Here is a 17,662-nt window from a genome sequence, read left to right on the forward strand (position 1 = left end):
CTCTGGAATACTGGATCGCCCGATCAAGTCGGGCGATGACAGCTCAGAACGTGGCGAGCACCGGCGCGATGGCGCCACCTCACACCTTCCCGTCCACCATCACTTCGATCAGCTTCGTGCCGGGACGGTTGAACGCCGACGACAGCGTCGCCTTCAGCTCGCGGGGATCGCTGACCTTGATCGCCTCGCAGCCCAGCGCCTTCGCGATTCCCGCGAAATCCACCGGCGGATCGACGAAATCCATGCCGACATAATTATCGTCGCCGTGAAACGCGAGCAGGCGCTGCTTGATGATGCGGTAGCCGCCATTGTTAGCGATGACGACGTTGAGCGGCAGCTTGTGATGCGCGGCGGTCCATAGCGACTGGATCGAATACATCGCGCTGCCATCGCCAGAGAAGCACACGACGGGGCGCTGCGGATTGGCGATGCTGGCGCCGACCGAGGCCGGCAAGCCCCAGCCGATGCCACCGGAGGCGAGCCCGTGATAGCCATAGCGATCGCGGTGCGGACGCAGCGCCGTGACCTGGCGGCTGGAGGTGAGGCCTTCGTCGACGAGAATGGCGTTGTCAGGCATCGCCTCGACCATTTGCAGCACCAGCCAGTCGGGATCGATCGGCGCCCGACCGGCGCTCTTGCCGATCTGCTCGACTAGCGCGGCGCGGCGCGCGCTCCAGTTCTTCGGCGCGAGCTCGGCGAGGCGCTGCTTGGCGCGGCTCGCCAGTGCCGTGCCGCCCATCTGCTTCAGCACGGGGATCAGCGCGCGCAGGGTCTCCTTCAGATCTGCCTTGAGCGCGATCTCGACGCCATAGTTCTTGGCGATCTCCCAATCGGCTAGGCCGACCTGGACGATGCCGAGGTCATCCGGCAGCGCGTCGACCTCGCTATGGACCGACATCCGCAACGGATCGCCGCCGAGTGCGATCAGGAGATCGTAGGGCGCGAGCGTATCGCGCGCGACCTTCTGCACCCGCGGCAACGTGCCGACGAAGCTCGGGCTCTCGGAGAGGAAATGCGAACCATAGGGCGTCGAGGATTGATAGGCGGCAGCGCCCAGCAGCTCGGCAAGCTCGGCGGCCTCCTCGAGCGCATCGCTTTTCACCACCTCGTCCATGGTGACGATCACCGGACGCTCGGCCTTCAGCAGACGCGCGGCAAAAGCCTTCAGCGCCTCGTCCGACGGCCTTGTCCGGGCATCGATCCGCGTGGAGCGGCCGAGATCGATGCCGGCCTCGCTGTTCAGGATGTCGCCGGGCAGCGAGATGAACACCGGCCCGGTCGGCGGTGTCATCGCGACCTTGGCGGCGCGGCGCACGATGCGCGGCAGATCCTCCAGCCGCGTCACCTCGACCGCCCATTTCACCAGCGGCTCGGCCATACGCACCAGCGGACCATAAAGCACCGGCTCCATCAGACCGTGGCCCTGCTCCTGCTGGCCCGCGGTCAAGATCATCGGCGTGCCCGTGAACTGGGCGTTGTACAGCGAGCCCATCGCGTTGCCGAGGCCGGGCGCGACATGCACGTTGCAGGCGACGAGCTTGCCGGAGGCGCGGCTATAACCGTCCGCGATCGCGACCACCAGGCTCTCCTGCATCGCCATCACATAGGTGAGGTCAGGATGCTCCTTCAGCGCATGCATGATCGGCAGCTCGGTCGTGCCGGGATTGCCGAACAAATGCGTGATGCCTTCGTCCTTGAGCAGCGCGAGAAAGGCGGAGCGGCCGATGATCTTGTTCTTCATGCTTCCTCCAGCGCCCGCGACCGTTACCGTAAGGACGCGACGCATGATGGCCGAGGTCGCGGTATGCGCGCAAGGAAGTGTGTTCATGGCTGCCTTGCGCGCGCAACGAGAAGCTGGAAGGATAAGCTGAAACCGGAGGGACAGTCATGGCCTATGACGAAGGCACCGCCGCACGGGTTCGCAAGTTGCTGGCGGGACGACGCCAGGTCGCGGAAAAGAAGATGATGGGCGGGCTTTGTTTCATGGTGGACAACGTCATGTGCTGCACCATCAGCGGCCGCGGCGGCATGCTGTTTCGCGTCGGCCCACAGGCGCATGCGCGAATGCTGAAGGAGCCACATGCGAGTCCGATGGAAATGCGCGGGCGCATCATGACCGGCTTCGTGCGGGTCTCTGACGAAGGCACGCGAACCGATGCCGGGCTCAAGATCTGGGTGAAGCGCGCGCTCGATTTCGTGGCGACGATCCCTGCCAAGCCGCCGGTGAAGAAGGCTGCGCCGCGAAGGGCGGCGTCGGCCTACGCGAAGGCTAAAGCGCCTCCTCGCGGCCAAGCTCGAATGGGTCCTCGCCGGTAGAGCGTTTCTTCCTTTTCGAGCACTGCCAGACCACGCCGGGAAAGCCCTTCAGCGGCACCAGCGGCTCGCCGGTATAGGCCCATTCCTGGAGCTCTTCGATCGCGATGTGATAGAGCGGCTGGCGACCGGTGCGCTCGTTGAACAGCGCGCGGGGGATGTTGACCATGTGCGGCCCGCGCGGGCGTTCGTATGCAATCGGGGTGCCGCAATGAGAGCAGAAGCTGCGCGCGGTCTTGGTCGCCTTGTCCTCGTAGCGGGTCAGCGCGGCTTTCCCCGAAATGATGCGAAAGCGCTTTTTCCAGCTGCCGACATAGGTCGCGTAGGCCGCGCCATGGGCGCGCCGGCTGGCGGCGGAATGATCATGCCAGGCCCAGCGCGCGGGAACGTCGATCTCGAACGTGACCTTGCCGCAGAGGCATTGGCCCGTGGCGATCCCTGCGGCGACTGCGGCTTTGGCCATGATGTTTCCTCATCGTCATTGCGAGCGCAGCGAAGCAATCCAGAGTCGTCTCGCCGAGGCAGTCTGGATTGCTTCGCTGCGCTCGCAATGACGGAGTGTGTGGTGCGATTGCGCAACAAAATCAAGCTCGTCATTCCGGGGTGCGACGAAGTCGCGAGGCGGGAATGACGGTGGAGAAAGCTTACGCCGGCGTCAGCTCGTCATAGGCCGGATAGTCCGTATATCCCTTGTCCTCGCCGCCGTAAAACGTCGCGCGGTTGTACGGCGTGATCGGGTAGTCGTGCTCCAGACGGCGCGGCAAATCCGGATTGGAGATGAAGATGCGGCCGAAGGCGATGATGTCGGCGTGCCCCTCGCCGATCGCCGCATTGGCGGTCTGGCCGGTGAAGCCGCCGGCGGTCATCAGCACGCCGCTGTAGAGCGGGCGGAACAACAGCATCGCGGAGGGCACATTCTGCCAGTTGACCTCGGCTCGGCCGGAGCCGCTGGAACGCGGCTCGATGAAATGCAAATAGGCCAGACCGAGTTCGTCGAGCGCCTTCACCACGTGGGTGTAGAGCGGCATCGGATCGGCCTCGCCGGAAGCATTGGCGATGCCGTGAGGCGACAGCCGCACGCCGACGCGACCCGGGCCCCAGACGTCGATTGCGGCTTGCGTCACCTCCAGCAGGAGCCGCGCGCGGTTCTCGATTCCGCCGCCATATTGATCGGTCCGCCGGTTGCTGCGCGATTGCAAGAACTGCTCGAGCAGATAGCCGTTGGCACCGTGGATCTCGACACCGTCGAAGCCGGCGGCGAGCGCGTTCTTCGCGCCCTGCCGGAAGGCCTCGACGATGTCCTTGACCTCGTCCGTCTCCAGCGCGCGCGGCGTCTCGTAGTCGGCGATCTTGCCGTCGGCGGTCATCGCCTTCATGCCTTCGGCCTTGATCGCAATTGCCGAAGCCGACACCGGCAGCGCGCCACCATGGAAGGATGAATGCGAGACGCGGCCGACATGCCAGAGCTGGAGGAAGATGATGCCGTCCTTGGCATGGACGGCATCGACCACCTCGCGCCAGCCGGATATTTGCGCCTCCGAATAGATGCCGGGCGTCGCCGGATTGCCGCGGCCGTGCGAGAGCACCGGCGAGGCTTCGGCGATGATCAAACCGCCCGGCGTCGCACGCTGGCCGTAATAGTCGGCGTTGAGCGGACGCGGCGCAAAGCTGTCGCGCTCGGCCCGCATGCGCGTTAGCGGCGCCATCGCCACGCGATGCGCAAGCTTGTACGGACCGACCTGCAACGGTTGAAACAACGCCTCGAACTTCATATGGGCCCCGGACGCTTTGAAAGGATGCGGATCATATAGCGAGGGGCGGCCACCGGAAAAGGCGCCGCCCCCACCAAAAGCAGATATTCCCTCGCGCGGAACGCGAGAGAGGACAGGCTTTACGCTGTCTTGATCCAGACGGCCTTCACGTTGAGATATTCCTCGACATGCTGCTTGCCGGATTCGCGGCCGTAGCCGCTCATCTTGTAGCCGCCGAAGGGCATCGCCGGGTCCATCGCCTGGTAGCAGTTGACCCACACCGATCCGGCGCGCAAGCGTTTCGCGACCGCATGCGCCTTGCTGACGTCGCGCGTCCACAGGCCCGAGCCGAGGCCGAACGTCGTGGCGTTGGCGCGCTTGATCAGTTCGTCCATGTCCTTGAACGCGATCGCGGAGATGACGGGACCGAAGATCTCTTCCTGCGCGATCCGCATATTGTCCTGGACGCCCGCGAACACCGTCGGAGAGACGAAGAAGCCCTTGGACAGCGCGCCTTCGGTGACGCGGCCGCCACCGGCAAGCGCCTTGGCGCCTTCCTTCTGGCCGATATCGAGATAACTGGTGACGCGTTCGAGCTGCTGCTCGGAGACGAGCGGTCCGATCTGGGTATTGGGATCGAGGCCGTTGCCGACTTGCAGCTTCTTGCCGAATTCGGCGACGCGGCCGACGAACTCCTCGTAGATCGACTCCTCGACGAACAGGCGCGTGCCGGCGCTGCAGATCTGGCCGGAATTGGCGAACACCGCCATCGCCGCACCGGGCACGGCCGCATCGAGATCGGCATCCGCGAACACGATGTCCGGCGACTTGCCGCCGAGCTCGAGCGAAACACGCTTAAGGTTACCGGCCGAGGCGCGGATGATCGACTGGCCCGTAACATGCGAGCCGGTGAAGGCGACCTTGTCGACATCGTGATGCGAGGCGAGCGCCGCACCGGCGGTCTCGCCATAGCCCGGCACGACATTGATGACGCCGGGCGGCACGCCCGCTTCCATTGCGAGCTCGGCGATGCGCAGCGATGTCAGCGGCGCTTCCTCGGCGGGCTTCAGCACGACAGTGCAGCCGGTCGCGATCGCAGGGCCGATCTTCCAGATCGTCGCGGTCAGCGGGCCGTTCCACGGAATGATGGCGCCGACGACGCCGACCGGCTCCTTCAGCGTGTAGGAGAATATTTCGCCGGGCAGCGAGTTCTCGACGGTCTCGCCATGAATGGCAGTGGTCTGGCCGGCATAATAGCGCAGCATGCCCACGGCGCGCAGGCGATAGGCGCGGGTGCGGCTGAGCGGTGCGCCCATGTCGAGGGTGTCGAGCTGCGACAATTCGTCAAAATTCTTCTCGACGAGGTCGGCGAGCTTCAGAAGCAGGTTCTGCCGCTCGAACGGTTTGACCTTGCTCCAGGGCCCTTCGAACGCACGACGGGCGGCTGCGACCGCGCGGTCGATGTCTTCCTTGTCACCCTCGGCAACGGTTGCGAGCAGCTCGCCGGTGGCGGGGTTGTGGGTCTCGAAGCGCTTGCCTGAGGCAGCATCGACCCACTTGCCGTCGATCAACATCTGCTTGTAGGACCCGTTGGCGAACGGATGGCGCGTGATCGGAATAGCTTGCGACACAGCCATGGCTGCACTCCCTAGGTAGGATGATTGATTGGTTCGATCTGCGCTGGATCGTTGAGCTCCGTAGAATACAGCGACCGTGAAACTGGGTAAAGTCGGCGCGGAACGAAGACCTCGCATGCCGATTTGTGCAGGGTCGCGCGAGCGCCGTGCTATAGCGCGATCGAACGCCCCTCCCGGAGAATTGCCATGCCACATCCCGTCATCGCCAAGGATAATGTCGCCGTGATCACGGGTGGTGCGTCGGGCATCGGATTTGCCGCCGCCATGGCCTTTGCACGCGCCGGGATGAAGGTGTGCATCGCCGATGTCGATCATGCGAGGCTGCAAGAGGCAGCAACAAGATTGTCGTCGGCTTCGGGTGCCGCGAATGTGATGACATCCGTTGTCGATGTCAGCCGGGCCGAGACCGTCGCGGAACTCGAACGCGCGGTCGGCGCGCGTTTCGGCGGCACCGACATTCTCATGAACAACGCCGGCATCCAGCCGGGCAGCACGGTGTTCGGCGAGCCCGACAATTGGCAGCGCGTCATCGACGTCAACATGTGGGGCGTCATCAACGGCTCGCGCATCTTCGCGCCCGGCATGATCGCGCGCGGCAAGGCCGGCCTGATCATCAACACCGGCTCGAAGCAGGGCATCACAACACCGCCCGGCGACCCCGCCTACAACGTGTCGAAGGCCGGCGTGAAGGCGTTCACGGACGCGCTCCAGCACGAGCTGCGCAATACCAAGAATTGCCACATCACTGCGCATCTGCTGATCCCCGGCTTCGTCTTCACCGGGCTCACCGCCAAGGGCCGCACCGAGAAGCCGGCCGCAGCCTGGACGGCGGAACAGACCGTCGAGTTCATGATCGCGCGGCTCGACGCCGGCGATTTCTACATCCTGTGCCCGGACAACGACGTGCCGCGCGCGCTCGACGAGAAGCGTATGCTATGGGCCGCCGGCGACATCGTCGAGAATCGCCCGCCGCTGTCGCGCTGGCATCCGGACTATGCGGATGCATTCGCGAAATTCGTGAAGGGGAGTTAGGCGCTTTTCCTTCTCCCCCTGTGGGAGAAGGTGGCGCGAAGCGCCGGATGAGGGGTTGTATCCGCGAATACGACTGAGAGGGTGACTCGCGGATAGAGACCCCTCACCCGCCTTCGCTGCGCGAAGCCACCCTCTCCCACAAGGGGAGAGGGTGCAGTCGCGAAAGCCTACAGCGTCTCTTGCTGATGCCCGCAATTCTTACAGGCGAACTTGACTCTGGATTGGCCCTTTTCCGCCTGCACCCGGTTCGGGGCGCCGCACTTGCCGCAGACCGCCTCGATGCGGGTCGTGCCCTGCTTGACGACGATGGACTTCTTTTCCATCGATTCGCGGATCAGGCGCTCGGCCTCCTCTCGCAGCGATTGTTTCGACAAAGCTCGTCTCCGCCTCTGAAAGCGCGAGAGCCATATCGCACCTGCGTCGAAATCACAATCGGCAAAGCCTGCTCAGACCTCGACAATCACATAGCTGTCTTCGACATGCACCGGAAAGGTCTCGGCGACATACGGCCCCTTTTGCAGTTCCTCTCCGCGCTCGACCGCGACGGGATATGAGCGGATCTTGACCCGCTTCGGGTCGAACCAGGATTGGCCGTTGCGCATGTCGAATTCCCAGCCGTGCCAGGCACAGCGCAGCATCTCGCCGACGCGCGAGCGCTGGTAGACGCCGGGCTCGGGCGAGGTCAGCCGCGCGACGCAGGCCGCCTTTTCGAGCGGCGCGCCTTCGTGCGGGCAGCGGTTCAACAGCGCGAAGAACTCGCCATTGACATGGAACACGACGATGTCGCGGCCCGCGATGTCGACGACCTTGTTGCCGCCAGGCGGGATCTCGGTGGTGCGGGCGACGATGTGACGGGCCATGCTGGTGTCAGAACTTGTAGACCGCGCGGGCATTGGTCGAGAAGATTTTCTTGCGCTCGGCGTCGGTCAGCGGCGTCTTGAAGGCGAAGCGCGGATCGTCGAAATCCCAGTGCGGATAGTCCGACGAGAACAGCAGCCGGTCGATTCCGACCCATTCGATCAACGAGCGCAGATGCCGCGCCTCGTCTGGCTCGTCGATCGGCTGGGTCGTGAACCAGAAATGCTCGCGCACATATTCCGACGGCTTTCGCTTGAGGTGCGGCACCTCGCTGCGGAAACGCTCGAAATGCTGGTCCATCCGCCACACCGCCGACGGGATCCAGCCAAACCCGCCCTCGATGAAGACGATCTTCAATTTTGGGAAGCGCTCCAGCACACCCTCGATGACGAGACTCGCAAGCTGCGCCGCGATGGTGTGGGCGTTGGACTGGTGTTCCTCGACATAATAGGACGGCCAGCCGCCGCCGGTCGGCGCATGACCGCCGTAGCCGCCGACGTGGATGCCGAGCGGCAGGTCCAGCGTCTGCGCGCGCTCGTAGATCGGCCAGTAACGGCGGCGGCCGAGTGGCTCGTTGGCCCGCGGCGAGACGTTGATCTGGATGTACTCGCCGACTTTGGCGCAGCGCTCGATCTCGGCAATCGCCAGATCCGTGCCGTCCTGGCCGACCAGGATCGAGGCCTTCAGGCGTGGATCCCTGTGGGTCCAGAACGCCAGCTGCCAATCGTTGATGGCGCGCTGGATCGCGGCGCCAAATTCGAGGTTCTGCTGCGAGAAGATGAAGAGATCGAGCACCTGCAAGATCCCGAACTCGACGTCAAGCGGATCGAGATGCTGCTTCTGCATGAAGGCGAGGTCCGAGCCCGGCGGCCCGCCGGTCGGCGGCCAGGCATCGCGCCGCGCGATCAGCGGAGATGATCGCGGATAGGGCGTCGTGAAGAGATAGGGCGTGCGCAGATGGCTGCCATATTCCTTCAGATGCCGCTGCCAGCGCTTTGGCAGGAACTCGTTGAGGTCATCGATGGAATGCAGGCTCGGATGCACGTCGCAATCGACGATGCGCAGCCGCGTCGCGGCCGGCTTCTCGTCTTCGCGCAGCGGACGGTCGATCACCTCACTCATGAGAACCTCCAAAATCTAGTTGAGCGACAATCGCGGAAAGGTCTCCAGCGGATTGTCGACGCACATCTTCGAGATGATGCTCTTTGGCAAGTTCGGCGGGATCGGATCGTCGCCGTCGAACTGCCAGTGCGGATAGTCGGACGCGAACAGGAACATCTTGTCGGAACCGATCTGGTCGATGATCTCCTCGACGCTCCGCGCGTCGCCCGGCGCATCGAACGGCTGCATGGTGACGCGGAAATTGTCGCGGATGATCGCAGCCGGCTCGCGCTCGACCCAGGGCACCTCGACGCGCACGCCGCGCCAGGTTTTGTTGGCGCGCCACATGAAGGCCGGCAGCCAGCTCACGCCGGATTCCATCAGCACGACCTTGAGCTCCGGATATTTTCCGAACACGCCTTCGTAGATCAGGCTCAGGATCTGCGCCTGAAACGCCTGCGCCTCGACGAAGTAATATTCATAGCGATGCGAGGGCCAGCCAGCCGAACTCGGCGCCTGCCGATATTGCGTGCCGGCGTGGATCGCGAGCGGCAGCTGGTACTTTTCCGCGAGCTGATAGACCGGCCAGAAGTGCCGCCGCCCCAGCAGCGTCTCGCCCTGCACCAGCATCAGGATGGAGACGAAGCGATTGTCGCCGGCGCGGCGCTCGATCTCCTCGATCGCGAGATCCGGCGCCTGCATCGGCACCACGATGGAAGCGCGCAGGCGCGGGTCGCGCGAAAGCCACTCGGCAGCGATCCAGTCGTTGATGGCTTTGCAGAAATCAGCCGCCATGTAGGAATCGAACACCGCCTGCGCGCCATAGAGCACGTTGAGGATCGCGTGGCTGGCGCCGAGCTGCTCGAACGCGCCCTTCTGCACCATCGCGAGGTCGGAGCCCGGCTTAGTGCCGTCGGGCGGCCGCCAGTCGGCGCGGGCCGAAAACGGCATGCTCGGCGGATAGCTTGTGAGATCGAGCCCGTCGATCGCGCGGCTCACCACCTGTTCTTTCCAGTGATCGCTGAGATAGGGCAACAGCGTCGTGCGCGTGCCACCAACCGCCGGGTGGATATCGCAGTCGATCCGCGTCACCGCCATGGATGCTTCCTCGCGCAGCCCTTATTGGCGGGCATTCTGTGCGCCGCCCGCGCAGAGTGCTCCGGCCGGTGTGGCGGCGCAAGGGCGCAGGCCTGCGTGATCCGTCATGGCTCGGTTGCATTTCGCAGCTGCAACAAAGCGGCGTTCAAGAAATGCGAGCGCTCAAGGACGGCCCAGCTTCTGACTAATATTTCGCCTGTCGTATCGCGCCCGGCGCGCTTAGCTTTCGCAGCGTTTCCGTCCTCGCGCACTCTCCCCCGGAGTTCCCATGCCCCTCCTCATCCGCGGCGGCACCGTCGTCAATCATGATCACTCCCGCCGCGCGGACGTGCTGATCGAGGGCGACACCATCGTCGCGGTCGGCGCGTCGATCGATGCGCCCACGGGTGCCGCGATCATCGACGCCGGCGGCGCGTACGTCATCCCCGGCGGCATCGATCCGCACACCCATCTCGAGATGCCGTTCATGGGCACCGTCACCGCCGACGATTTCGAATCCGGAACGAAGGCGGCGCTGGCCGGCGGCACCACGATGGTGGTGGATTTCTGCCTGCCCGATCCCGGCCAGTCGATGCTCGCGGCCTATCAGGAGTGGCGGCACAAATCCGAGAAGGCGGCGTCCGACTACGGCTTCCACATGGCGGTGACGTCGTGGTCGAAGCAGATCTATGACGACATGGAGACCGTGGTCAAAACCTACGGCATCAACACCTTCAAGCATTTCATGGCCTACAAGGGCGCGCTGATGGTGAATGATGACGAGCTCTACAATTCGTTCGCGCGCTGCGCCCACCTCGGCGCCATGCCCGTGGTGCATGCCGAGAATGGCGACGTTGTCGCGCTGATGCAGGAGGCGCTGATCGCGCGCGGCGTCACCGGTCCCGAGGGCCATGCATATTCACGGCCGCCAGAGGTCGAGGGCGAGGCCACCAATCGCGCCATCATGATCGCCGACATGACGGGCACGCCGGTCTACATCGTGCACACGAGCTGCCGTGAAGCGCATGAGGCGATCGCGCGGGCGCGCGCGGCGGGAAAACGTGTCTACGGCGAACCGCTGATCCAGCACCTGCTGCTCGACGCGGGCGAATATCAGAACAAGAGCTGGGATCATTCCGCACAGCGCGTGATGTCGCCGCCGTTCCGCGACAGATCGCATCAGGACAGTCTCTGGGCGGGCCTGCAATCCGGCTCGCTCCAGGTGGTCGCGACCGATCACTGCGCCTTCACCACCGAGCAGAAGCGGTTCGGGCTCGACGACTTCAGAAAGATTCCGAACGGCACCGGCGGTCTGGAAGATCGCCTGGCGCTGCTGTGGACCGCGGGTGTGGCCACCGGGCGGCTGACGAAAGAGGAGTTCGTCGCGGTGACCTCGGCCAACATCGCCCGCATCCTCAACATCTATCCGCGCAAGGGTGCCGTCGCCGTCGGCTCGGATGCCGATGTCGTGGTGTGGGATCCAAAGGCAACGAAGACCATCAGCGCCAAGCGGCAGATGAGCCGGATCGATTACAACGTGTTCGAGGGCTTTTCCTGCACCGGTGGACCAGCCGCGACGCTGTCGCGCGGCCGCGTCGTCTGGAGGGATGGCGATCTGCGCGCCGAAGCCGGTGACGGCCACTATGTCGAGCGGCCCGCCTTCTCGCCGGTGCATGTCGCCAACTCGACCTGGAAAGAGCTGATCGCCCCGCGGGCCGTTAGCCGTGGCGCGGTCACCCCCTAGGAACGCAATGCTCGCGGGATGCGACGCCGTGAAGCGCGGCCGATGGCATGCGCCTTGCCTCTTTATGTCGCAAATCCGTTTCCCGAAGAGGCACCAATGACCGCATCACGTTTCGACATGAGCCGCCGTAACCTCGTCCTCGGCGGTCTCGGTGCCGCTGGAATGACGGCGATCGCGCCGCGCTTCGCCTGGGCGCAAGGGCGCGCGGAAACGCTGCTGGTGGTGCAGGAGCTCGGGCCGAACTCGCTCGACATGCAGGGCGTCGGCTCCAACCAGACCGTGAACGGCCTCTCCTGGAACTGCTACGATCGCCTGCTGACTTATGCGTCCAAGACGCTCGCAGACGGCACGACATCATATGACCGCGAGAAGCTCGCGCCTGAACTCGCCGAGAGCTGGGAAGTTGCCGCCGATGGCATGTCCTGCACCTTCAAGCTGCGGCAGAACGCGAAATTCCACGACGGCACGCCGGTCACGGCCAAGGACGTCAAATGGTCGTTCGACCGCGCCGTGAAGGTCGGTGGCTTTCCGACCTTCCAGATGTCGGCGGGATCGCTGGAGAATCCCGAGCAGTTCGTGGTCGTCGACGATTACACCTTCCGCATCGACTATCTGCGCCGGGACAAAATGCTGCTGTTCAACGTGGCCGTCGTCGTTCCCTTCATCATCAACTCCGAACTCGCGAAGAAGAACGCGACGGCCGACGATCCCTGGGCGCTGGCGTGGCTCAGGACCAACGAGGCCGGCGGCGGCGCCTACAAGATGGAAAGCTGGAAGCCGGGCAGCGAAACCGTGCTGTCGCGGTTCGACGACTGGACCAGCGGACCGCTGCCGAAGATCAGGCGCGTGATCGCACGCGACGTTCCTTCCGCCGGCACGCGCCGGGCGATGCTGGAGCGGGGCGATGCCGACCTCTCCAGCGGTTTTGCACCGCGCGATTTCGACCAGATCATCAAGGAGGGCAAGGTCAAGGTTTCCGGCGTCCCCATCCCCAACGCACTCTGGTCCGTGGCGCTAAATACCGCCAAACCGCCATTCGACAATGTCAAGCTTCGGCAAGCGATCGCCTGGGCGATGCCCTATGAGCAGATTCAGAGCAGCGCCTTCTTCGGGCGCGCCGTTCCGATGCATGGCGGCGCGGTGGATGTCTCAAAACCGGTGTGGCCGCAACCGTCTCCCTATGTCACCGATCTCGACAAGGCCAAGGCTTTGATGAAGGAGGCAGGATTCGAGTCCGGACTGGAGACGACGCTATCGCTCGACGCAGGGACTGCGACGGTCGGCGAGCCGACCGCCATCTTGATCCAGGAGAGTCTTGCCAAGATTGGGATCAAGGCGTCGATCGAGAAAATTCCCGGCGCGAACTGGCGCACGACGCTGAACAAGAAGGAGCTGCCGCTGGCGCTCAACCGCTTCAGCGGCTGGCTCGATTATCCCGAGTACTATTTCTACTGGAATTTCCACGGCAACAATTCGATTTTCAACATCTCCTCGTACCAGAACAAGGAAATGGACGCGCTGATCGACAAGGCGCGGTTCACCACGGATACGGCTGAGTACGAGAAGGCCGTGAAAGACTTCATCGCGCTCTGCATGCGCGACGTTCCCGTCATCCCGCTCAACCAGCCGATCCACGACGTGGCCATGCAGAAGGGCGTGTCCGGCTACGAGTTCTGGTTTCACCGCGAGCCGGACTACCGTCAGTTCGCGAAGGGCTAATTCTTGTCGACCACGCGGACGGCGCTTGAAGTCGCGCGCGGCTGGTCGATGGGACAGCCCCCTTTCCAGCCGCGCCGCGCTTGCATGCAGCATTGCCGGATCGAGCCGCGACCAGGGACTATCACCTAGATCGCAAACACCCAGGCGGCGACGATGGTACCGATGGTGACCAGGCCGGCGATGGTCCAGCCTGCGGCATATTCCAGTTCAGGGTGACCATTCGCCCGCATGATCTCGGCCGGATCGGCGGTATGCTTCCACTGCTCTGCCATGACAGCCTCGCACGTTTCTTCCCGCGTCTTATGTAAGTCGCGTCACCGGCCATTAGGTTCCATCACGGAAATGCGACGAACCGCGACGGCGGCCGGACGAGGAAGAGAGCAACTGGAATGACGCAGCTTGGTTTGTTTGCCGACCCGCGCGGCGGGCCCGCGGGGCTTCGCTACACTGACGATTTCATCGAGCCCGCCGTCGAGCAGGCCTTGATCGGCCGCATCGCAGCATTGCCGCTCCAGCGCTTCCAGTTCGGCGCCTTCGAGGGCAACCGCCGGGTGGCGTCCTTCGGCCATCGTTATGACTATTCGCTGCAAAGGCTGACCGAGGCCGAGCCGATTCCGGACTGGCTGCTGTCCGTGGCGCGGCAGGTCGAGGCATGGGCCGGGCTCGCGAGTGGCAGCGTGCGGCAGGTGCTCTGCACCGAATATGAGGCCGGCGTCGGCATCGGCTGGCACCGCGACAAGCCGCAGTTCGACAAGATCCTCGGCCTCTCGCTCGGCTCGGCCTGCAAATTCCGCTTCCGCCGTCGCAACGGCGATAGATGGGAGCGCCACACGCTCGAGGCCGCACCGCGCTCGCTTTACATGATGGACGGCGAGGCGCGGTCGCGATGGGAGCACAGCATCCCACCGGTCGAGTCGCGCCGCTATTCCATCACGTTTCGGACCATGAAGCCGGCCTAACAGCTCGGCCTGAACAAAAACCGCGAAAACAACCCCATGCACAGTAGAACCGGCTTGCCGCATCAGGCGCGGCCGCGCCGCGTAACCGTTTGGCGCCTCTGAGCAAAGCAGCCGCGCGGCGCAAAGGCGTGGGCCTGGGGAACTTGCCTTCCAATTGGCGTTTGCGTGCTAGAGTGGTTCCACGCGTCCCGCCGCGGAGCGAAGCCGAGACAGGGAGGCAAGGATGAAACCCAGCCGATTGATTCTCACCTGCGCGCTGGTCGTCGCCGGCGCCTCCCATGTCGCGGCCGCCTCCGGCGCTACGCCCAGCAAGATCTCGGGCTCCACCGCGCTGGCGCTCGCGGGCGTGATCGCGCCGCTGTCGCCGCAGCTGTCCGGCGCCGAGAGGAAGGCCATGGCGATGCTGTTCGCCGCCAACAGCGACATCCCTTACAAGAAGCCGATCGTGGTGACCGCTGATAGAATCGTCTGCCGCACCGGCAATGTCGACATCACCGTGCGCAGTTGCGAGGTGACGTTCGGCAAAAAGATCAGAAACGTGAACGGCGCGACGGCGAACGAGATCTTCGCCACCGAGGCGCTGGCCGGCGTTCCGTCCGACGGCGCGGCGGGATCGAATTTCGAGAGTCTGAGCCGGCTGAGCTGCACCATCGACCCCAATGCGATCAGGCAAAAGGACGGCAGCGGGGCGGATTGCACATTCGAGCCGGGAAATTGAACCCAGCCTGGAGAAGCCAAAGGTGCCGCGAAATCGCCGCAAGACGAACTGACTAATAAGGCGAATGGAAAAGACAGGCCAAAAGCGAGCCCCCATCAGGCCCGCAAGGCCGGCACCAACATGAAGAATTATCTCGCATTTTTCCTTGTTCTGACTCTCACTGCGGCGTCCGCGCATGGTCCGTTGCCGGCGCCGCTGACTGTCCCCTCTGATCTCGTCCGGGTGGGCCTCACGGACTCCGATACGATCGCCGGCGGCACAGCGCGGCTGTGCGATCAGGTCACCTTCTCGCGCGGGCTGCGCTACGGCGAGAGCGAGGCCAATGTGCTCGATGTCGCCGCCAGCACCACCAAGGCGGATACGCCACGGCCGGTGCTGCTGTTCGTGGCGGGCGACACCTTCACCGGGGACCGGTCCGCGCCGGAGCTCTCCCGCGACATCCAGGACGCCGCGATGTGCTTTGCCGCGCGCAACGACATGATCGGGGTGCGCGTGAACTACCGCCTGGCGCCGGCGGCGACCTGGCCCAAGGGTGCGACCGATGTCGCGGCGGCGCTGTCCTGGGTTCACGCGAATATCGACCTGTTCAACGGCGATGCCCGCGAGATCGTGGCGGTCGGCTATGGCGCCGGTGCCTTCCATGTCGCAAGCCTGTTGGCGCATCCCGAGCTCCAGACCGACCGCGCCGACGTCGCGGCCGTCGTGCTGGTGTCGGGCATCTATCGCGCCGGCAAGGACGCCAGCGACAGCGAAAAGGCCTATCTCGGCACTGACGCCAGCCAGTATGACAAGCGCTCGGTGTTTCCCGGCATCCTCAACGTCGAGGAGCCGATCCTGCTGGCCTGGGCCGCGGGCGATCCTGCAAACCTCGTGGTACAGGGCGAGATCCTGAAGAAGACGCTCTGCGGCGCCGGCCACTGCCCGCGCAGCACGATCCTGCGCAGCCACGACGGCATCGCCAGCGCATTTGGGCTGGACGGCTCCGGCGACAGCCTCGCCGAGCCGACCCTGTTGCTGGTGCATCAGCTCGAGGCGCGCGGGCTGCCGTAGACATCAGCAATTTCGGGAGCAATGTAGCGGGCGAAGGCGCGCGCAAGGCCACGCATTCCTTCCAGTTCATATATGTGACGCGCCACCCTCTTGCTTCAAGACCCCGCCTCCCCAGTAGAAGTCACGCCTCCTACCGAATCGGAGGTGGCAAATGACGGAACATGACGTGATCATCGTCGGCGGCGGTCCAACTGGATTGATGCTGGCCGGGGAGCTGGCCGTGGCCGGCGTGAACGCCGCGATCGTCGAGCGGCGTCCGAACCAGGACGTGGAGGGCTCGCGTGCGAGCGGTCTGCATCCACGGGCGATCGAGCTTCTCGATCAGCGGGGCATAGCGGATAAGTTCCTGCAGCAAGGGACCAAACACTACGCGGTCGCGCTCGCCGGCATTGTCCTCGACGCGCGCGACCGGCCGAGCCGCCACAACTACACGCTCGGGCTCTGGCAGGAAAAAATCGAGCGCGGTCTCGCCGACTGGGTCTCTGAACTCGCCGTGACGCTCTATCGAGGCTGCGAGATGGCCACTTTTGTCGAAGCAACCGAGCGGGTCGACGTTCACCTGACGGACGGGCGCAGGCTCGGTTCACGCTATCTCGTCGGCTGCGACGGCGGCCGCAGCCTCGTGCGCAAGACCGCGGGAATCGGGTTTCCCGGATCGGAGCCACAGGCGAGCTACCTCATCTTCGAAGCCGACATGAGTGACGAGCCGCCGCTTGGCATCCGCTACGGGGACCGGGGCCTGTATGCGCTGGGGCGGCTCGACGGCGGCGCGCGCGTGCGCGGCATCGTGACGGAGGAGCGGCTCGAGCGGGGCGCCAGCCCCACGGACGCAGATCTCAGGGCAGCGCTGCAAGCGGCCTACGGATCGGATCTGGGTGTCCATGAGATCACGTGGATGTCGCGGTTCACGGACGCCGCGCGGCAGGCGGAAGCGTACCGGAAGAACCGCATCCTGCTCGCGGGGGATGCCGCGCACGTCCACTCTCCCGTGGGAGGACAGGGGCTGAACGTCGGACTGCAGGACGCCGTGAATCTCGGGTGGAAGCTCGCCCAGGTGGTGAAGGGGATCTCAACCGACGCCCTGCTCGACACCTACCACGCGGAGCGGCATCCGGTTGGGGCCGCGCTGCTCGAGCTGACCCTGGCGCTCACCGCTCTCAATCGCGGCGACGAGCACACCACGGCGCTGCGCGGGTTCGTCGCCAATATGATGAAGATGGATCGGCCGAGGAGATGGTATTCCGCCAAGGTGTCCGGCCTGGACATCCGCTACGGCGAGGAAGGATGCCACCCTCTGCTCGGCAGCCGCATGCCCGATCTGGACCTTGTCACCGCCGATGGCCCGACGCGCGTATTCGAGCTGATGCGAGAGGCGCGGCCGCTCCTGCTCAATCTCGGCACGCCCAGCTGCGCCGTTCCCGCGCGCTGGGTCGAACGCGTCAGGCAGGTCAGCGCGACGATCACGGGAATCTGCGAGATGCCGGTGATCGGTGTCGTTCCGACCCCCGCCGCCGTTCTCGTCCGGCCCGACGGGCATGTCGCCTGGGTCAGCACAGGCAAATGCGAGGGTCTCGTGGATGCCCTCACGACCTGGTTCGGAGATTAGGCCGCAACAGCCGCGTTGGCCGGCCTGAGCGCACGCCTCTCCTTCGAGACGACCGCTCCGCGGTCTCCTCAGGATGAGGCTAAGCGGCATCGGCGCC

At 64.7% G+C, this 17,662-nt stretch carries 17 protein-coding genes; 8 read left to right on the top strand and 9 right to left on the bottom strand.

What is annotated here, in order from left to right:
* Positions 1-79: 79 nt before the first annotated feature.
* The gene (locus tag AC0L2O_RS15185; RefSeq protein ID WP_473370283.1) at positions 80-1,741 is read right to left on the bottom strand and encodes a thiamine pyrophosphate-binding protein; all 1,662 of its coding nucleotides are present in this window, start codon (positions 1,739-1,741) and stop codon (positions 80-82) included.
* Between the two features lie 146 nt (positions 1,742-1,887).
* Between AC0L2O_RS15185 and AC0L2O_RS15190 the strand changes: the two genes are divergently transcribed.
* Positions 1,888-2,316 carry a TfoX/Sxy family protein gene (locus tag AC0L2O_RS15190; protein ID WP_473370284.1) on the top strand — a complete coding sequence of 143 codons (429 nt, stop codon included), beginning with the start codon at positions 1,888-1,890 and terminating at the stop codon, positions 2,314-2,316.
* On the opposite strand, the gene AC0L2O_RS15195 is transcribed toward AC0L2O_RS15190, so the two are convergent.
* From AC0L2O_RS15195 to AC0L2O_RS15205, 3 genes are all read right to left on the bottom strand, one after another.
* Positions 2,270-2,776 (bottom strand): GFA family protein, encoded by a 507-nt coding sequence (locus AC0L2O_RS15195; protein ID WP_473370285.1) that lies wholly within the window; start codon positions 2,774-2,776, stop codon positions 2,270-2,272. The two genes, AC0L2O_RS15190 and AC0L2O_RS15195, sit on opposite strands and share 47 nt — an antisense overlap.
* Before the next feature lie 181 nt (positions 2,777-2,957).
* Positions 2,958-4,085: an alkene reductase gene (locus tag AC0L2O_RS15200; RefSeq protein ID WP_473370286.1), complete on the bottom strand. Its 1,128-nt coding sequence runs from the start codon at positions 4,083-4,085 to the stop codon at positions 2,958-2,960.
* Positions 4,086-4,204: 119 nt separating this feature from the next.
* Positions 4,205-5,701 (bottom strand): aldehyde dehydrogenase family protein, encoded by a 1,497-nt coding sequence (locus tag AC0L2O_RS15205; RefSeq protein ID WP_409191786.1) that lies wholly within the window; start codon positions 5,699-5,701, stop codon positions 4,205-4,207.
* Between the two features lie 186 nt (positions 5,702-5,887).
* Here AC0L2O_RS15205 and AC0L2O_RS15210 point away from each other — a divergent pair, with 186 nt between their 5' ends.
* Positions 5,888-6,733, top strand: coding sequence for an SDR family NAD(P)-dependent oxidoreductase (locus AC0L2O_RS15210; protein WP_369720879.1), 846 nt, complete (start codon positions 5,888-5,890; stop codon positions 6,731-6,733).
* Between the two features lie 167 nt (positions 6,734-6,900).
* On the opposite strand, the gene AC0L2O_RS15215 is transcribed toward AC0L2O_RS15210, so the two are convergent.
* The 4 genes from AC0L2O_RS15215 to AC0L2O_RS15230 all read right to left on the bottom strand — a co-directional run bounded on the left by AC0L2O_RS15215 (position 6,901) and on the right by AC0L2O_RS15230 (position 9,790).
* Entirely contained in the window at positions 6,901-7,107 is a 207-nt protein-coding gene (locus tag AC0L2O_RS15215; RefSeq protein WP_028134265.1) for a hypothetical protein, read from the bottom strand.
* 72 nt (positions 7,108-7,179) lie between these two features.
* Positions 7,180-7,593 carry a Rieske (2Fe-2S) protein gene (locus AC0L2O_RS15220; protein ID WP_409191784.1) on the bottom strand — a complete coding sequence of 138 codons (414 nt, stop codon included), beginning with the start codon at positions 7,591-7,593 and terminating at the stop codon, positions 7,180-7,182.
* Positions 7,594-7,600: 7 nt separating this feature from the next.
* Positions 7,601-8,713, bottom strand: a complete 1,113-nt coding sequence (locus AC0L2O_RS15225; RefSeq protein ID WP_473370287.1) for an amidohydrolase family protein — start codon at positions 8,711-8,713, stop codon at positions 7,601-7,603.
* A gap of 15 nt (positions 8,714-8,728) precedes the next feature.
* On the bottom strand, positions 8,729-9,790 hold the full coding sequence (locus AC0L2O_RS15230) for an amidohydrolase family protein (protein ID WP_473370288.1): 1,062 nt from the start codon (positions 9,788-9,790) through the stop codon (positions 8,729-8,731).
* 268 nt (positions 9,791-10,058) lie between these two features.
* Here AC0L2O_RS15230 and hydA point away from each other — a divergent pair, with 268 nt between their 5' ends.
* Both hydA and AC0L2O_RS15240 read left to right on the top strand, forming a co-directional pair.
* A complete protein-coding gene (gene hydA / locus AC0L2O_RS15235) occupies positions 10,059-11,513 on the top strand; it encodes a dihydropyrimidinase (RefSeq protein WP_409191781.1) in 1,455 nt (484 codons plus the stop codon).
* A 96-nt stretch (positions 11,514-11,609) separates the two neighbouring features.
* Positions 11,610-13,232 (top strand): ABC transporter substrate-binding protein, encoded by a 1,623-nt coding sequence (locus tag AC0L2O_RS15240; RefSeq protein ID WP_473370289.1) that lies wholly within the window; start codon positions 11,610-11,612, stop codon positions 13,230-13,232.
* Between the two features lie 125 nt (positions 13,233-13,357).
* Here the strand turns inward: AC0L2O_RS15240 and AC0L2O_RS15245 are convergent, their stop codons facing one another.
* Positions 13,358-13,504: a hypothetical protein gene (locus AC0L2O_RS15245; RefSeq protein WP_369720875.1), complete on the bottom strand. Its 147-nt coding sequence runs from the start codon at positions 13,502-13,504 to the stop codon at positions 13,358-13,360.
* A 117-nt stretch (positions 13,505-13,621) separates the two neighbouring features.
* On the opposite strand from AC0L2O_RS15245, the gene AC0L2O_RS15250 reads away from it, so the two are divergent.
* From AC0L2O_RS15250 to AC0L2O_RS15265, 4 genes are all read left to right on the top strand, one after another.
* Entirely contained in the window at positions 13,622-14,191 is a 570-nt protein-coding gene (locus AC0L2O_RS15250) for an alpha-ketoglutarate-dependent dioxygenase AlkB (protein ID WP_473370290.1), read from the top strand.
* A gap of 223 nt (positions 14,192-14,414) precedes the next feature.
* Complete coding sequence (locus tag AC0L2O_RS15255) at positions 14,415-14,909, top strand: hypothetical protein (protein WP_473370291.1); 495 nt, start codon at positions 14,415-14,417, stop codon at positions 14,907-14,909.
* A 120-nt stretch (positions 14,910-15,029) separates the two neighbouring features.
* On the top strand, positions 15,030-15,959 hold the full coding sequence (locus AC0L2O_RS15260) for an alpha/beta hydrolase (RefSeq protein ID WP_473370292.1): 930 nt from the start codon (positions 15,030-15,032) through the stop codon (positions 15,957-15,959).
* A 151-nt stretch (positions 15,960-16,110) separates the two neighbouring features.
* Complete coding sequence (locus AC0L2O_RS15265) at positions 16,111-17,565, top strand: FAD-dependent monooxygenase (RefSeq protein WP_473370293.1); 1,455 nt, start codon at positions 16,111-16,113, stop codon at positions 17,563-17,565.
* Positions 17,566-17,662 lie beyond the last annotated feature (97 nt).

The organism is Bradyrhizobium sp. Kon10, from assembly GCF_055807395.1.

What these genes read in the sequence shown, in the direction of transcription:
- AC0L2O_RS15185 (WP_473370283.1), bottom strand. Translation starts at nt 1,741, where the DNA reads ATGAAGAACAAGATCATCGGCCGCTCCGCCTTTCTCGCGCTGCTCAAG.
- AC0L2O_RS15190 (WP_473370284.1), top strand. Translation starts at nt 1,888, where the DNA reads ATGGCCTATGACGAAGGCACCGCCGCACGGGTTCGCAAGTTGCTGGCG.
- AC0L2O_RS15195 (WP_473370285.1), bottom strand. Translation starts at nt 2,776, where the DNA reads ATGGCCAAAGCCGCAGTCGCCGCAGGGATCGCCACGGGCCAATGCCTC.
- AC0L2O_RS15200 (WP_473370286.1), bottom strand. Translation starts at nt 4,085, where the DNA reads ATGAAGTTCGAGGCGTTGTTTCAACCGTTGCAGGTCGGTCCGTACAAG.
- AC0L2O_RS15205 (WP_409191786.1), bottom strand. Translation starts at nt 5,701, where the DNA reads ATGGCTGTGTCGCAAGCTATTCCGATCACGCGCCATCCGTTCGCCAAC.
- AC0L2O_RS15210 (WP_369720879.1), top strand. Translation starts at nt 5,888, where the DNA reads ATGCCACATCCCGTCATCGCCAAGGATAATGTCGCCGTGATCACGGGT.
- AC0L2O_RS15220 (WP_409191784.1), bottom strand. Translation starts at nt 7,593, where the DNA reads ATGGCCCGTCACATCGTCGCCCGCACCACCGAGATCCCGCCTGGCGGC.
- AC0L2O_RS15225 (WP_473370287.1), bottom strand. Translation starts at nt 8,713, where the DNA reads ATGAGTGAGGTGATCGACCGTCCGCTGCGCGAAGACGAGAAGCCGGCC.
- AC0L2O_RS15230 (WP_473370288.1), bottom strand. Translation starts at nt 9,790, where the DNA reads ATGGCGGTGACGCGGATCGACTGCGATATCCACCCGGCGGTTGGTGGC.
- hydA (WP_409191781.1), top strand. Translation starts at nt 10,059, where the DNA reads ATGCCCCTCCTCATCCGCGGCGGCACCGTCGTCAATCATGATCACTCC.
- AC0L2O_RS15240 (WP_473370289.1), top strand. Translation starts at nt 11,610, where the DNA reads ATGACCGCATCACGTTTCGACATGAGCCGCCGTAACCTCGTCCTCGGC.
- AC0L2O_RS15245 (WP_369720875.1), bottom strand. Translation starts at nt 13,504, where the DNA reads ATGGCAGAGCAGTGGAAGCATACCGCCGATCCGGCCGAGATCATGCGG.
- AC0L2O_RS15250 (WP_473370290.1), top strand. Translation starts at nt 13,622, where the DNA reads ATGACGCAGCTTGGTTTGTTTGCCGACCCGCGCGGCGGGCCCGCGGGG.
- AC0L2O_RS15255 (WP_473370291.1), top strand. Translation starts at nt 14,415, where the DNA reads ATGAAACCCAGCCGATTGATTCTCACCTGCGCGCTGGTCGTCGCCGGC.
- AC0L2O_RS15260 (WP_473370292.1), top strand. Translation starts at nt 15,030, where the DNA reads ATGAAGAATTATCTCGCATTTTTCCTTGTTCTGACTCTCACTGCGGCG.
- AC0L2O_RS15265 (WP_473370293.1), top strand. Translation starts at nt 16,111, where the DNA reads ATGACGGAACATGACGTGATCATCGTCGGCGGCGGTCCAACTGGATTG.